The following is a 13,479-nucleotide window of genomic DNA, read 5'->3' as shown; positions in this document are numbered from 1 at the left end:
ATCAGCCATTTTAGCATTTAAAGAATACCCTTATGATCTAAATATGTCAGTATTCTCTTATAAACAACGCAATAACATTAACCTGGTCATTATTATTGCGCTTGGGGTGTTAATTGCGTATTCTTTGCAAAGTATTTTTAGTGCTATTTTAAGTACTTTGGTGCTTTATACGATAATGCGGCCGGCCTATATCCATTTAGCAGAAAATAAGGGATGGAATAAAAGAGTAACGGCTATCTTTCTTATCACCATCAGTATCATACTCATCGTAATGCCTTTTTATGCATTAAGTAGTATGGTTATCAGTAAAATTTCGGAATTGCGGAACAATGAAGTGTTTTTCAGGAACCTATTGGTTAAATTACAGCATCTTATTCCGGTTAAAATTAATCAGGATCTTATTCAGGAAGGATTAAACCGCTTAGGGAATTGGGCCACTCAGCTTTTCCCATCCTTAATATCGAGTGCAGTAAATATTATATTAAGTTTATTGGTGATGTACTTTTTACTCTACTTTATGTTAATAGAGCGAAGAAAATTCGAATTTTCATTAATTAAATATGCGCCTTTCAGAGAACAGAATGCACTTCGTTTTGGAGATGAAATGCGAAATACAACTTACGCAAATGTATTAGGACAAGGGCTGATCTGCCTCGTTCAGGGTTCGCTTTTGAGTCTTTCTTTTTATGTTTTGGGCTATAAAGACCCTGTATTTTGGGGGGTAATTACAACATTTATTTCTTTTGTGCCCGTTTTAGGGCCACCTGTTGTTTTTGTTCCAGCTGCGATTTTGCAGATTGCGAACGGGAATAATTTTGCTGGCTGGGCCATGCTTATTTTTGGTTTTGTAGTTATCATCAATATCGATAATGTGCTCAGGTTTATTATTGCAAAAAAAGTTGGCAATATTCACCCTATAATTACAGTAATTGGCGTAATTATTGGTATCCCTTTATTTGGAATATTGGGCCTTGTTTTTGGCCCGCTACTGTTATCTTATTTTATATTGCTCGTTAAGATTTACGAAACCAGTACGCTTGCATCAGAAAGATTGGAAAGAATTAAAACAAATAACGAGCATACGGAGTTATAAATATAGCTTAACAATAAATAATGTAGTAGTTTTATATTGTACATAATTGTTAAACCCTTAAATACATTAATTATGAATGATAACTCAAAAGTTGTAGTTGCGCTTTTAGCAGGATTAGCTGCTGGTGCGGCGCTAGGAATTTTATTCGCACCAGATAAAGGTGATGAAACCCGCGATAAATTAAGCCAGTCGCTAAAAGACCTGGGCGATTCTATCAAAGATAAAGCTGCTGATGAAATTAACAACCTTGCCAGCTTAAAGGATAAAGTGGTAAGCTCCATCAAAACGAAATTAAGAAGCGTAGAAGAAGAATACAGTGACGACGTAGAACACGCGTAATAAAATAAATATTGCATAGCCGGGCAAAGCCCGGTTAAATATCAATCTGAATTATGCAGGAAAATAAAGATAAAAGCATTGAAGATCTTGTAGACGATGCCAAGGGGTTTTTAGAGGCCAGGGTTGAGTATACAAGACTTTACCTCGTAGAAAAAGTCTCTAAAGTTTTTGCCGATTTAGTAACCAGTACGGTAGTTATTGTTTGTTTTATATTGGCCTTTTTATTTGGCTCGGTAACTTTGGCGCTTTATCTGTCTGAGCTTTTGGGTAGCTATGCCGGAGGCTTTGGTTGCGTTTCCTTGTTCTATATTCTATTGGCACTGGGTGTTTATTTAACTAAAGATAAGTATATCGAAAAGGCAATTATTAATGTAGCCATTAGAAGATACTTTGATAAGCTTGCAGATAAGGAGGAAGATGAAAAGGTATAAAGACATCCGTAACCTAGAAGACCTGCAGGCTAGAAAATTAGAACTTAAGGTTGAGTACACCCTTAAGCAGAATATGCTTAAATCGGATACGAAAGCTTATTTTAAACAATTTACCTTAGGCGCGCTGATCAAGCGGTATGCTACGCCAAGTAACCTGTTTAAAGCCGATGAAAAATTAAATATTAGTGGAACCGCCATGTCGTTGCTTTTGCCAATGTTTATGAATAAAACCATATTTAGAGGCGCTGGTTTTTTAACCAAAGCGGCTGTAGGTCTGGTTTCAGGAAAAATTGGTAAATCGCTTGATGCGGAACATTTGTCGGCAATCTTTAATTCTGTGAAGAGCTGGTTGGGGAAAAAGAAAGAGAAAAAAGAAAAGAAATTTGTAGACTACGGCATCCCGCCTGATAGTGAAACTTACTAGTTAAATGGTTCATCATTCATTTGTTCATTAGTGAGCAAGGTGCGAAAAGGACCGTAAATTTAAAAGCCTCAGAATTTAAATCCTGAGGCTTTCTTATGTGTTGCGTCACCCTGTCCCGATTTAACATCGGGATCAGCGTCTCCTTAAAAAGATGCTGACCACGCAGTAGCTACAAGGCAATTGAAAATACTACTTCTACCTGTAAAACAAGTTAAGCATGACAGATCCGCCTATAAATCTGTTTTAATTTTTAATTCTTTCAATTGCTTCTCGTCAATAGTGCTTGGACTATCGATCATCACATCTCTGCCTGAATTGTTTTTAGGGAAAGCAATCACATCACGGATTGAATCTAAACCTGCGAAAATTGAAGTTAAACGATCGAAACCAAAGGCAATACCGCCATGTGGAGGTGCGCCAAACTCGAAGGCATCCATTAAGAAACCAAATTGTTTTTGTGCTTCTTCTGCACTGAAACCTAAATGTTTAAACATTAAAGCCTGTAATGCTCTGTCGTGAATACGGATCGATCCGCCACCAACTTCAGTTCCGTTGATTACCATATCGTAAGCATTGGCACGTACGTTTTTAGGATCGGTATCCAATAAGGCAATATCTTCAGGTTTAGGCGAAGTGAAGGGGTGGTGCATGGCGTGGTAACGCTCTGTTTCCTCATCCCACTCTAACAACGGAAAATCCAATACCCAAAGGGCAGAAAATGTGTTTTTATCGCGTAAACCTAAGCGGTTACCCATTTCTAAACGAAGCTCATTTAACTGTTTGCGCACTTTATCGGTAGCGCCAGCTAAAATCAACAATAAATCGCCTTTTTCCGTTTCAAAAACCTCACTCCATTGTTTAAGGTCTTCTTCGTTGAAGAATTTATCTACTGAAGATTTAATGGTTCCATCTTCGTTATGACGCGCATAAATCAAACCTGTAGCACCAATCTGCGGACGTTTGATAAAATCGGTTAATTCATCTAACTGCTTACGTGTATAATTTGCAGCGCCTTTTGCATTGATACCCACTACCAATTCTGCATTATCAAAAACTGGGAAGCCTTTACCTTTTACCAAGTGGTTAAGCTCTACAAACTGCATCGCAAAACGGGTATCAGGTTTATCAGAACCGTATAAACGCATCGCATCTGCATATTGCATACGCGGTACTTCCGGTAAGTCGTAATTACGTACTTCTTTAAACAAAGTACGGATCAAACCTTCGAAAGTGTTTAATATATCTTCCTGTTCGATGAAAGACATTTCACAATCAATCTGGGTAAACTCAGGTTGACGGTCGGCTCTTAAATCTTCATCTCTAAAACATTTTACAATCTGGAAATAACGGTCGAAACCTGAAACCATTAACAATTGTTTGAAGGTTTGTGGCGATTGAGGCAAAGCATAAAACTCGCCTTCATTCATGCGGCTAGGCACCACGAAATCTCTCGCACCTTCTGGTGTAGATTTAATTAAAACAGGCGTTTCTACTTCGATAAAATCTAAAGCATCTAAATAACGGCGAACCGATTGTGCCATTTTATGACGTAAAACAAGGTTATTACGAACCGGATTACGGCGTAAATCCAAATAGCGGTATTTCATGCGCAATTCATCACCACCATCAGTTTCGTCGTCGATCATAAACGGAGGTAATTTTGCAGCATTTAAAATCTCTAATGCAGAAATTTTGATCTCCACATCACCGGTTGCCATTTTTGGATTTTTATTGCTTCTTTCTACAACGGTACCAATTGCTTTAATTACAAATTCGCGGCCTAATGAACGTGCTGCTTCGCAAAGCTCACGATTATCGTCCATGTTAAAAACCAACTGAGTAATGCCATAACGATCACGGATGTCTATAAAAGTCATACCGCCTAAATCTCTTGATTTTTGTACCCAACCACATAGCGTAACACTTTCGCCTAAGTTATTTAGGTTTAATGCACCACAAGTTACTGTTCTTAACATATAATGTAATCTAAATTGAGCGGCAAAAATACCGATTTTGTTTTAAAGTTTAGAGTAGAAGATTTTATGTTTTTTCTATCAAATGAAAACATCTAAACTGCTATTTCTTTTTGGGTAAAGAATCTACGACAGTAATCTTTTTGAAAAGCATAAATGAAAACAACTTATTATCATGACTTGGAGTACGATAAACACCCTTAGCTTTCAAAATATATGCTGAAATTGCAGCCATATCCCAACCATCAACAATGTCAGCAGACCATTTGGCTTTTAAAAGACTTTCAAATCCTCTCTTAATACCATAAGTTCTAATGGTTGTGATTTCTTTTTTTACATTTTCTTCTATGGAGGAGTTACCCCAAGCCCACAACCATGTATTTGATTTTAACGAAACGGATCCGACTTCCTCATAGTCAATAATAACTTTCCGCACACCCTGATCACTAAATATGAGTTTACCGGTCCGTTGGTCGTAATCCCATCTTTCATATTTACCAATTTTATATTTTTCCATGCAATGAGCTTGCTGGTTTTTAAGATACTCACATGAAATTTTTGAAAGCTCTTCAAATGAAACCGTATCCAACAGTTCGATCTTTTTTGAAGAAGTTTTATTTTTGCAGCTTGCAAAGGAAACTGCTAGCACTAAGGTATATACCTTTAATATTCTTATCATTTAAACGAGCGCTAATATTTTTCCTCCAAGGTAATTTCAATAGCGATTACTTTCCATTCGCCTTTAATGTTTTTCCAATGGTAAATTTCCTCAGTTTGGATAGTTTGTTTTTTAGAAAAAATAAGCAGATTCGGCTTTAAAATAACTGATTTCCGGGCAATTTTTTCTGTAAAAACTTCGTTTTCAAAAGAAGATTTAATGCGGTAATGACTGGTATGGATTTCCTTAATATGACCAAAATATTTTTTTAAATCAATTGTATAATCGCGTTTATTAAGCGCTATACCTTCTGCAGGGGTATAAGTTAAGCTATCATCAAACATCGCAGTATAGGCAGTTATATCCTTACTTTCTAAAGCCTGATCTGCTTTTTTGTGTATCTCGTTTATTGCTGAAATGATTAAATCGGTTTCCATGGCATGAAGTTAATTGTTTGTATCAGGGATTTCAAATTTATGATGGTTAGCTAGCTGATTTTCCACAAATATCAAAACATGAAACTGCTTGTTTTGTATTGAGTATAAATTATTTTTAGGTTTTGGAAATGAAAGGTTAGTGTTTCATAGGTGCTGTAGCCCCGCCATTCGCTAATTCCGATGAAGGATCGGAACCGCTGCTGTCGGGTTTAGTTAACAGCGGTTTGCTTCAGGGCACCAAACTTTGTCAAATAAACCCGATTGCCGGGAAGAGATTCCGATTCTTCATCGGAACTCGTACCAGAAAGCGGGGCTGAAATTGCGAAAGGCACAGAACCAATCATTTCCAAATATTATTCAAGACTTTTACATTCTGGAAATGGAAAGGTAGCGTTTCATAGGTGCTGTAGCCCCGCTATTCGCTAATTCCGATGAAGGATCGGAACCGCTGCTGTCGGGTTTAGTTAACAGCGGTTTGCTTCAGGGCACCAAACTTTGTCAAATAAACCCGATTGCCGGGAAGAGCTTCCGATTCTTTATCGGAACTCGTACCAAAAAGCGGGACTAAAAAGCCAAAAGCACAGCACCAATCATTTCCTATTACATATAAAAACATTTTTTTACCGGAATGAAGAAGTCAATTTATGCTTCGCTCCTGGGCATAACCGCACATTTGATTCTATCTTAATACTGTATTAACATATTTTTAAACTTTTTTTCTACCTTGATGCAACGTTTTAAAATCCCTTATGTCTTATAATCAGAATATTCGAAATTTTGGAAGCCGTATACATCGATAAGAACCTAGAACTAGTAAAAAAATGCATGCAGGGCAGCCGCGCAGCACAGTTTGAATTGTACAAGCTGTATGCAAAGGCCATGTATAATGTAGCGCTGCGCATTTTAAATTACGAAGAAGAGGCAGAAGATGTTTTACAGGAAGCATTTTTAGATGCTTTTACCAGAATTGTAGATTTTAGGCAGGAAACCACTTTCGGACTTTGGTTAAAGCAGATCGTGATCAACAAGTCCATCAATTATTTACGTAAACGTAAGATGGAGTTTGTAAGTACCGATGAGGTATCGGAAGTGCCTGATGAGGATAGTTTTGATGACAGTGAAGTACGGTTGCAAGCTGATGAAATTAGAACAGCCATTACCGAATTGCCAGATGGCTATAGAGTGGTATTGAGTTTATACCTTTTAGAGGGTTACGACCATGAAGAAATTGCACACATTTTAAAAATAAGTGAAAATACAAGCCGCACACAGTACATGAGGGCGAAAAAGAAGTTAAAAAGTATTTTAGAACAGAAAGGGATGAGAGATGAATAACAGATTAGAAACCTTTGTAAAGGAAAACCGTAAAGCTTTCGATGTAATGGAGCCATCGGCAGGACTTTGGGCAAAGATTGAACAGGAATTAGACAACAAAAAGAAAAAAAAGCCGGTAAAGCTGTATTTATGGATGAGTGCAGCAGCAGCTATCGTGGTGGTTTTCGGTTTAGCCTGGTTATACGTAGGAAAATTACAAAACAAAGATTTAGAAATAGCCGACGTTAGTGCTTCATATGCAAAAAAAGAAGTGCACTTCGCTGGTTTAATTACCGAAAAAAGAGATAGTTTGGCCATTTTCGCTTCTGCGAATCCAGAGTTGTATAAAAAATTTACTGCCGATCTGAAAAAGCTTGATGAAGATTACGAAAGATTAAAAGCAGAGCTGCCAACCTCGCCCAACCAAACTTTTGTGGTAAAGGCCATGGTTAAAAACCGCGAAATACAACTGCAGTTATTAAAACAACAATTATTAATTATTAACCAGGTTGACGATTATAAAAGGGTTAACCAGATTTAATTTAAGAGGAATTTTACACCTAACGTAGAAAACGCAATAATAGTAGTCAATCGGTCTCGAAACCTGATTTAACATACTGATACAAATTAGGGAACGCTCACCACATTAAATTGCTTATTGCCGGCCGGCAGGTTTTGAGCTATTAAATGTTTAACAATTAACAACATGAAAACAATAAAAATATTTTTAGCCTTTATGGCTTTAATCGCCGTAAAAACCAATGCGCAAGAAATTGCGGTAAATAGTCCATCGGAGAAGGTAATTGTCGAAAGTGCAGCGAAATCTTCAACACTGGCGATGGTCGTAAATCACGTAAAACACAATCAAACAGGAAGTGATGCCGAACGTTCTAAATCTTTTAGCAAGAGTTTTAGTGTAGATAATAACGACAAAATTAATTTAAACAATCAATACGGATCGATGACCATTAAAACCTGGGATAAGAAAGAAGTACGTGTTGATGTAGATATTAAAGCTTACAGCAGTTCGGATAATGATGCGCAAAAACTGATTGATGGGATAAGTATTGATGCGAATAAAAACGGTGATGTAGTTACTTTTAGAACGAACATGGGCGATAGAAACGGACGTTATGGCCGTGGGATGAAAAATGGAGTGACCACCTGGCGGAGAGAAGTGAAAGTAAATTATGTGGTGTATATGCCAGCAGTAAACCCATTAACGGTTTCACAAGAATATGGCAACGTAGAATTGGGTAATTTTTCTGGTCCAACTTCCTTAAAGGTAGAGTATGGCAATCTGGTTGCTGGCAATTTAAGCAATGTAAATAACTACATCAATGTTCAATATGGTAAATGCGATATCCAGGATCTGAATGCTGCAGTGGTAAAACATGAATATAATGGCCCGGTAACCATTGGTGCTGTGGGCACTTTACAACTTGATGCCGAGTATGTTGCTGTAAATATCAATACCATCAGGAGATCAGCCGATATTAAGGTAGAATATGGTAAAGGTTTAACCATCGGCACTATTGGCGGCAATCTACTTTTAAATGCAGAATATGCCAAAGTAAACATCAATACGGTTAAAGGTAATACGGTTGTTAAACAAGCTTATGGTGATTTAAATATTGCATCAGCTGGTAAAATTGCAGTAAATGCAGAATATTCTAACGTTACTTTGGGTGCGTTAAATGGTGATGCCAACATCAACATGGATTACAACCGCCTTAGCGTAAACGAAATTACACCGGCTTGTAAAAACTTCACCTTTGGTGGCGAATATGTAAGCGTTGGATTGGGCTTTGCAGATCGTTATAATGCTAATTTTAATGTTTCTACTTCGTATGCCGGCTTCAAATATGGGTCAAACGTAACATCAAACCTGGTAAGTAAAGATGATGAAACCAAAAAATATGCTGGTAAAATTGGTAGTGGCGGTGCTGCAAACGTTTCCATTAAAACAGAATACGGTTCAGTTACCTTTAAATAAGATTTTCTAAACCAAACAAATCTTGAAGTCCTGCCATATTGGTAGGACTTTTTTTATATTTAGCGCTGATGAAAATTTACCTTATTCTCCTGTTTTTTGTTTTTTCTTTCACAGCATTAGCTCAAAATGCTCCTGTTAAATGGGCAACGCAGGAAACTTTTTTTGAAGATTTAATAGGCAAAGATTTACCTCCATTTAACGGTTTAACCATCAATAAAAAACAACTCTCCAATACCGATCTAAAAAACCAGGTAGTGGTGATTAACTTTTGGTTCGAAAAATGCCCGCCTTGTATAGCCGAAATGCCTGAATTAAATAATTTAGTGGCTAAATATGGTAAAAAGGCTGTAAGGTTTATCGGGATTACCCATGATAGCCCCGCCAGTGCAAGGCGCTTTCAAAAACGAAACGGTTACAAATACGAAATTGTATCATTAAGCAAAGATGAGATTCGGAAACTGAATATTAATCACGGTTTTCCATCGAATGTTTTGGTGGGAAAAGATGGAAAGATTATTTACGCCACAGCAAATATTTCCTTTTTTGACCCACAGTTTAAGGCTAAGTCGGTACTTTTCGAAGCGCAATTAATTGGAGCATTAACAAGAAATTAACTATCCAACACCGAACACAGTGGTTATTACCTTCGGATTTCAACAGGTAATGGGTAACATAACAATTTTCACCTGCTGCAAACTAAATCCCGAAGTAGCTGTTGTATAAATCATAATGCACTTTTATATCTTAATCCTTTCAGATAAATTAAAAATATGGATTTCTTAAGTACTCCGGAAGCTTGGATCTCTCTTTTAACGCTTACTGTGCTCGAGATTGTATTAGGCATTGATAACATTGTTTTTATTTCCATTCTTTCGGGTAAGCTACCAGAAAATAAACAGAAAAAAGCCCGGCAATTGGGTTTGGCTTTAGCCATGATAACCCGAGTATTGTTACTGCTCTCTTTAAGTTGGATTATGACATTAACTGCCCCTCTATTTAATATAGGTAGTTGGTTTGGAATAGTTGATGGAGGTTGGCTTGAAAAACTGGCTATTTCTGGGCGCGATTTGATTTTAATTATCGGGGGCTTGTTCCTTATTTATAAAAGTACCCACGAAATCCACAATAAACTGGAGGGCGAGGAAGACGAAGAGGGGAAAATTAAAGTCCATTCGTTTTGGGCTACCATTGTGCAGATATTGATTTTGGATATTGTATTCTCATTAGATTCAGTAATTACAGCTGTAGGTATGGCAGATCATATTGAGATTATGATTGCAGCTGTGGTAATTGCCGTTATTATTATGATGTTCTCTGCCAGTTCTATTAGTAATTTTGTAAATAAGCACCCAACGGTGAAAATGTTGGCTTTATCGTTTCTATTGCTGATTGGAGTTTCACTTTTAGCCGAAGGCTTAGATCAACATATCCCTAAAGGTTATATTTATTTTGCCATGGCATTTTCGGTATTGGTAGAAATGTTAAACCTTAAGATGAAAAATAATGACAAAAAACCTGTCAAGCTTAAAAACACACCTAAGAACTAAAGATCATTAAATTTTATTCATCCACATTAATTCCATATTTTTCTATCACACTTTAGTGTTAGCTTATGGATTTAAAAGAAAATTTCAGGCCCTTTGTTATTTGTGCCGCTATTGTGGTGTGGTTTTCCCTGGCACTGCAATTCCGAGTAAGCTTACAGCTTTTGAATAATGATTATGCTGCAACGCTTAAGGTATTTTTATCATACTTTACGGTATTAACGAATATTATGGTAGCCCTTTGCTTTACCTGCTTATCTTTTGTTAAACGAACTGAATCAGGGCATTTATTTACTCAGGCATCTACTTTAACTGCGATAACGATCTACATTGTAGTGGTAGGTCTAATTTACAATATCACATTGCGTGGTTTGGCATCGCCTGTAGGCTGGGCCAGGTTGGCCGATGAGCTTTTGCATGTGGTAAGCCCTTTGATCTTTTTATTTTTCTGGATTTTCTTCGTTAAAAAATCAACATTACAATACAGACAGGCCATCACCTGGTTAACTTATCCATTGCTTTATGTGGTATTTATTGTGGTTAGGGGTTATCTGATTAATAAATACCCATATCCATTTATCGATGTAGTACAGCTGGGTTATCCAAAAGCTATTCTGAATGCGATTGTGATCCTGTTTGTCTTCTGGCTTTTATCTCTTTTATTCATATTTATAGGGAAGAAAACAGTTAAAGCTTAAAGCACATATTCGTCATTAATCGGCTTAACAGGCTCCGGGATCTCGTCTTCATCGAGCATCTGCAAAAGATTGATCTCTATCGTTCTCGTAATCTGGTTAAGCGGAACACCTGCTGAATTGTTCTCGAAAGGATTAACCAGGCTCATTCCATTAATCTGTGTAGATACAAATACGAAACCAATTAACCAACCTAAAAATATGGCTGCAGGCCCTGCATCCTGACTGATTACCAAAGTAAATGTTACCACAAATAACCAGATAAACACTTTAGTCAAATAGGTATAGGTAGTAGGGAATATGGTGTTTTTAATGCGTTCACTCATGCCCATTGAATCAGAAAACCGTGTTAACATCTCGTTAATTTCGATAAAGCGAAAACCATCAATGGCATTGGCTTTTGATAATTTCTGTAAATCTCTCGATTGTATATTTAAAATCGCATTATGTGTATTGTTATGTTTATTTATTTCCTTTAAATCTGCCTCAGGTAAATATTTGGTGTAAATTTCGTCTACCGTTCCCCTTAAACTTGCCTTTAAAGCATATAAAAATGCAATATGCCTGCAAATCATACGTTTTACGCTTTCCTCATCCTCATCAACATAATTAATCAAAGCCCTTGCAAAAGAACGGGAATCGTTCACCAAAGCGCCCCATATTTTTCGGGCTTCCCACCACCTATCGTAAGCCTGGTTATTGTTAAAACCAATAAAAAAGGCGATAGCTGTACCTAAAACCGTTGGAATAATGGATGGAATGGAGAAATGATGCGCAATTAAATACTCGCGTACAAAGTAAGCCGCGGTGCAAGAGGCAATCATGATCAGATCAACGTGCCACGTATTTCTTAAAATTCTACTTAACCTGATGTTTTGTATTAAAAGCATATAATCAGAATGGGAAATAAATTCGTTACGGTTGAAAATACAAAACTAAAGCCAAAATGTTTGATAATGTAACAAATTAAATGACAGACAGTACAGGTTGCCGATTGTCATTCAAATGTTTATCTTGGGAAACCAAATATTCTTATTTCTTATGAGCGACACTTTACCCAAGAACAATATTTTTAAAGTAATCGGTGCATCATCGTTAGGCACGCTGATTGAATGGTATGATTTTTATATTTTTGGTAGCCTTGCAGTTATCATTGGTCACCAATTATTTCCAGAAGATGCAGGGGCATCCGCCCTGATCAACACTTTGGCAATTTTCGCGGCAGGCTTTATCGTTCGTCCCTTTGGCGCATTGGTTTTTGGCAGACTTGGCGATTTAATCGGCAGAAAATATACTTTTTTGCTCACATTGGTGCTGATGGGTGGATCGACATTTTTTATCGGCTTAATCCCATCCTACAAAAGCATTGGTTATGCCGCACCAATTTTGGTTTTAATACTAAGGCTGATTCAAGGATTAGCCCTTGGCGGAGAGTATGGTGGAGCTGCAACTTACGTAGCAGAGCACGCACCCAAAGATAAACGGGGCTTTTTTACCAGCTGGATTCAAACTACGGCAACCTTAGGACTGTTCCTTTCATTAGGGATTATCGTAATCACGAAAAATATTTTAGGCGCCGAGACTTTTGGCGATTGGGGCTGGAGAATTCCTTTCCTGCTGTCAATCGTGCTCGTTGTGGTGTCGATTTACATCCGCATGAAAATGCACGAATCGCCAATGTTTTCTAAGTTGAAAGCTGAAGGAAATATCTCAAAAAATCCTTTAAAAGAAAGTTTTAACAACAAAGCGAATTTTAAAATGGTACTGCTGGCTTTATTTGGTGCTACCATGGGGCAAGGGGTAATCTGGTATACAGGGCAGTTTTATGCACAATCATTTTTAGAGAACACCTGTAAATTAGATTTTAACGACTCGAGGTATATTTTACTTTGGGGAATCGCTTTTGCCACGCCATTTTTTGTGGTTTTTGGTGCCTGGAGTGATAAGGTTGGCCGGAAATGGATTATGCTAAGCGGTATGCTTTTGGGTATTCTTTTCTACCGCCCAATCTATCAAATGTTTTTAGATGATACCGATTATACAAAAATTGAACAAACTGATATTTTATCTGCTAGCCCAGCTCCGGTAACTTCTGTTTTAATTGCGAATTCGACTGATAGCTTGCGAACGGTTTCTACTAAAATAATGCTTAAAAACGGTGCATCCTTTAATAAGGTGCAAACCGATACGGTTTCTGCAACCAAAGGGATCCTCTTAGGTAAAGAAGTAATAAAAGATAAAGTTTTGCCTACGCCGATATTCTGGAAATTTGTCGGTTTAATCTTCTTCCAGATTTTGCTGGTAACGATGGTTTACGGGCCAATTGCGGCTTTCCTTGTCGAGCTATTCCCTACTAAAATCAGGTACACCTCTATGTCTTTACCTTACCATATCGGCAACGGCGTTTTTGGAGGGCTTGTACCATTTATTGCAACATTAATCGCAAGCTTTTCTGGTTCTACGCCACTATCAGGTCTTTGGTATCCGATAGGTATAGCGGCATTGAGCTTAGTCATTGGCACAATTTATTTATCGAATAAAAGAGACGAAAATATTAACGACTAGATACGAAGAA

15 protein-coding genes are annotated in these 13,479 nt (G+C 37.4%); 11 read left to right on the top strand and 4 right to left on the bottom strand.

Translation table 11 applies throughout. From position 1 onward, the window contains the following. The first annotated feature begins 43 nt into the window (after positions 1–43). The 4 genes from ACTJKN_RS20380 to ACTJKN_RS20365 all read left to right on the top strand — a co-directional run bounded on the left by ACTJKN_RS20380 (position 44) and on the right by ACTJKN_RS20365 (position 2,287). Positions 44–1,093 (top strand): AI-2E family transporter, encoded by a 1,050-nt coding sequence (locus ACTJKN_RS20380; RefSeq protein WP_440827581.1) that lies wholly within the window; start codon positions 44–46, stop codon positions 1,091–1,093. 72 nt (positions 1,094–1,165) lie between these two features. Continuing rightward, complete coding sequence (locus ACTJKN_RS20375; protein WP_025142262.1) at positions 1,166–1,432, top strand: YtxH domain-containing protein; 267 nt, start codon at positions 1,166–1,168, stop codon at positions 1,430–1,432. A 53-nt stretch (positions 1,433–1,485) separates the two neighbouring features. After that, positions 1,486–1,863, top strand: coding sequence for a phage holin family protein (locus ACTJKN_RS20370; protein WP_440827580.1), 378 nt, complete (start codon positions 1,486–1,488; stop codon positions 1,861–1,863). Further along, positions 1,850–2,287, top strand: a complete 438-nt coding sequence (locus ACTJKN_RS20365) for a hypothetical protein (RefSeq protein WP_440827579.1) — start codon at positions 1,850–1,852, stop codon at positions 2,285–2,287. Before ACTJKN_RS20370 ends, ACTJKN_RS20365 begins: the two co-directional genes overlap by 14 nt. 230 nt (positions 2,288–2,517) lie before the next feature. Here ACTJKN_RS20365 and aspS read toward each other — a convergent pair whose 3' ends face one another. The 3 genes from aspS to ACTJKN_RS20350 form a co-directional block, all read right to left on the bottom strand. Further along, on the bottom strand, positions 2,518–4,263 hold the full coding sequence (aspS, locus tag ACTJKN_RS20360) for an aspartate--tRNA ligase (RefSeq protein ID WP_440827578.1): 1,746 nt from the start codon (positions 4,261–4,263) through the stop codon (positions 2,518–2,520). 100 nt (positions 4,264–4,363) lie between these two features. Beyond that, positions 4,364–4,939 carry a DUF6882 domain-containing protein gene (locus ACTJKN_RS20355; protein WP_440827577.1) on the bottom strand — a complete coding sequence of 192 codons (576 nt, stop codon included), beginning with the start codon at positions 4,937–4,939 and terminating at the stop codon, positions 4,364–4,366. Positions 4,940–4,950: 11 nt separating this feature from the next. Beyond that, complete coding sequence (locus tag ACTJKN_RS20350) at positions 4,951–5,355, bottom strand: hypothetical protein (protein WP_440827576.1); 405 nt, start codon at positions 5,353–5,355, stop codon at positions 4,951–4,953. 825 nt (positions 5,356–6,180) lie between these two features. Between ACTJKN_RS20350 and ACTJKN_RS20345 the strand changes: the two genes are divergently transcribed. The 6 genes from ACTJKN_RS20345 to ACTJKN_RS20320 all read left to right on the top strand — a co-directional run bounded on the left by ACTJKN_RS20345 (position 6,181) and on the right by ACTJKN_RS20320 (position 10,907). Further along, on the top strand, positions 6,181–6,690 hold the full coding sequence (locus tag ACTJKN_RS20345) for an RNA polymerase sigma factor (RefSeq protein ID WP_440827575.1): 510 nt from the start codon (positions 6,181–6,183) through the stop codon (positions 6,688–6,690). Continuing rightward, entirely contained in the window at positions 6,683–7,210 is a 528-nt protein-coding gene (locus ACTJKN_RS20340) for a hypothetical protein (RefSeq protein ID WP_230151142.1), read from the top strand. The genes ACTJKN_RS20345 and ACTJKN_RS20340 overlap by 8 nt, the downstream gene beginning before the upstream one ends. Before the next feature lie 165 nt (positions 7,211–7,375). Then, entirely contained in the window at positions 7,376–8,665 is a 1,290-nt protein-coding gene (locus ACTJKN_RS20335) for a hypothetical protein (protein ID WP_440827574.1), read from the top strand. 68 nt (positions 8,666–8,733) lie between these two features. Then, the gene (locus ACTJKN_RS20330) at positions 8,734–9,279 is read left to right on the top strand and encodes a TlpA family protein disulfide reductase (protein WP_440827573.1); all 546 of its coding nucleotides are present in this window, start codon (positions 8,734–8,736) and stop codon (positions 9,277–9,279) included. Between the two features lie 156 nt (positions 9,280–9,435). Continuing rightward, positions 9,436–10,212, top strand: coding sequence for a TerC family protein (locus ACTJKN_RS20325; protein ID WP_440827572.1), 777 nt, complete (start codon positions 9,436–9,438; stop codon positions 10,210–10,212). Positions 10,213–10,277: 65 nt separating this feature from the next. After that, positions 10,278–10,907: a Pr6Pr family membrane protein gene (locus tag ACTJKN_RS20320; protein WP_440827571.1), complete on the top strand. Its 630-nt coding sequence runs from the start codon at positions 10,278–10,280 to the stop codon at positions 10,905–10,907. On the opposite strand, the gene ACTJKN_RS20315 is transcribed toward ACTJKN_RS20320, so the two are convergent. Continuing rightward, positions 10,904–11,794, bottom strand: coding sequence for a bestrophin family protein (locus tag ACTJKN_RS20315; protein ID WP_440827570.1), 891 nt, complete (start codon positions 11,792–11,794; stop codon positions 10,904–10,906). The two genes, ACTJKN_RS20320 and ACTJKN_RS20315, sit on opposite strands and share 4 nt — an antisense overlap. A gap of 151 nt (positions 11,795–11,945) precedes the next feature. Between ACTJKN_RS20315 and ACTJKN_RS20310 the strand changes: the two genes are divergently transcribed. After that, a complete protein-coding gene (locus tag ACTJKN_RS20310) occupies positions 11,946–13,469 on the top strand; it encodes an MFS transporter (RefSeq protein ID WP_440827569.1) in 1,524 nt (507 codons plus the stop codon). The last annotated feature ends 10 nt before the right edge of the window (positions 13,470–13,479 follow it).

The sequence above is a fragment of the Pedobacter sp. 22163 genome (genome assembly GCF_052045595.1).
GTDB lineage: Bacteria > Bacteroidota > Bacteroidia > Sphingobacteriales > Sphingobacteriaceae > Pedobacter.
Note: the sequence above shows the minus strand (reverse complement) of the source record. Positions and strands in the feature narration are given on the sequence as shown.

Excerpts from the sequence above, each read along its gene's own strand:
- ACTJKN_RS20380 (WP_440827581.1), top strand. The coding sequence starts at position 44 with ATGTCAGTATTCTCTTATAAACAACGCAATAACATTAACCTGGTCATT.
- ACTJKN_RS20375 (WP_025142262.1), top strand. The coding sequence starts at position 1,166 with ATGAATGATAACTCAAAAGTTGTAGTTGCGCTTTTAGCAGGATTAGCT.
- ACTJKN_RS20370 (WP_440827580.1), top strand. The coding sequence starts at position 1,486 with ATGCAGGAAAATAAAGATAAAAGCATTGAAGATCTTGTAGACGATGCC.
- ACTJKN_RS20365 (WP_440827579.1), top strand. The coding sequence starts at position 1,850 with ATGAAAAGGTATAAAGACATCCGTAACCTAGAAGACCTGCAGGCTAGA.
- aspS (WP_440827578.1), bottom strand. The coding sequence starts at position 4,263 with ATGTTAAGAACAGTAACTTGTGGTGCATTAAACCTAAATAACTTAGGC.
- ACTJKN_RS20355 (WP_440827577.1), bottom strand. The coding sequence starts at position 4,939 with ATGATAAGAATATTAAAGGTATATACCTTAGTGCTAGCAGTTTCCTTT.
- ACTJKN_RS20350 (WP_440827576.1), bottom strand. The coding sequence starts at position 5,355 with ATGGAAACCGATTTAATCATTTCAGCAATAAACGAGATACACAAAAAA.
- ACTJKN_RS20345 (WP_440827575.1), top strand. The coding sequence starts at position 6,181 with ATGCAGGGCAGCCGCGCAGCACAGTTTGAATTGTACAAGCTGTATGCA.
- ACTJKN_RS20340 (WP_230151142.1), top strand. The coding sequence starts at position 6,683 with ATGAATAACAGATTAGAAACCTTTGTAAAGGAAAACCGTAAAGCTTTC.
- ACTJKN_RS20335 (WP_440827574.1), top strand. The coding sequence starts at position 7,376 with ATGAAAACAATAAAAATATTTTTAGCCTTTATGGCTTTAATCGCCGTA.
- ACTJKN_RS20330 (WP_440827573.1), top strand. The coding sequence starts at position 8,734 with ATGAAAATTTACCTTATTCTCCTGTTTTTTGTTTTTTCTTTCACAGCA.
- ACTJKN_RS20325 (WP_440827572.1), top strand. The coding sequence starts at position 9,436 with ATGGATTTCTTAAGTACTCCGGAAGCTTGGATCTCTCTTTTAACGCTT.
- ACTJKN_RS20320 (WP_440827571.1), top strand. The coding sequence starts at position 10,278 with ATGGATTTAAAAGAAAATTTCAGGCCCTTTGTTATTTGTGCCGCTATT.
- ACTJKN_RS20315 (WP_440827570.1), bottom strand. The coding sequence starts at position 11,794 with ATGCTTTTAATACAAAACATCAGGTTAAGTAGAATTTTAAGAAATACG.
- ACTJKN_RS20310 (WP_440827569.1), top strand. The coding sequence starts at position 11,946 with ATGAGCGACACTTTACCCAAGAACAATATTTTTAAAGTAATCGGTGCA.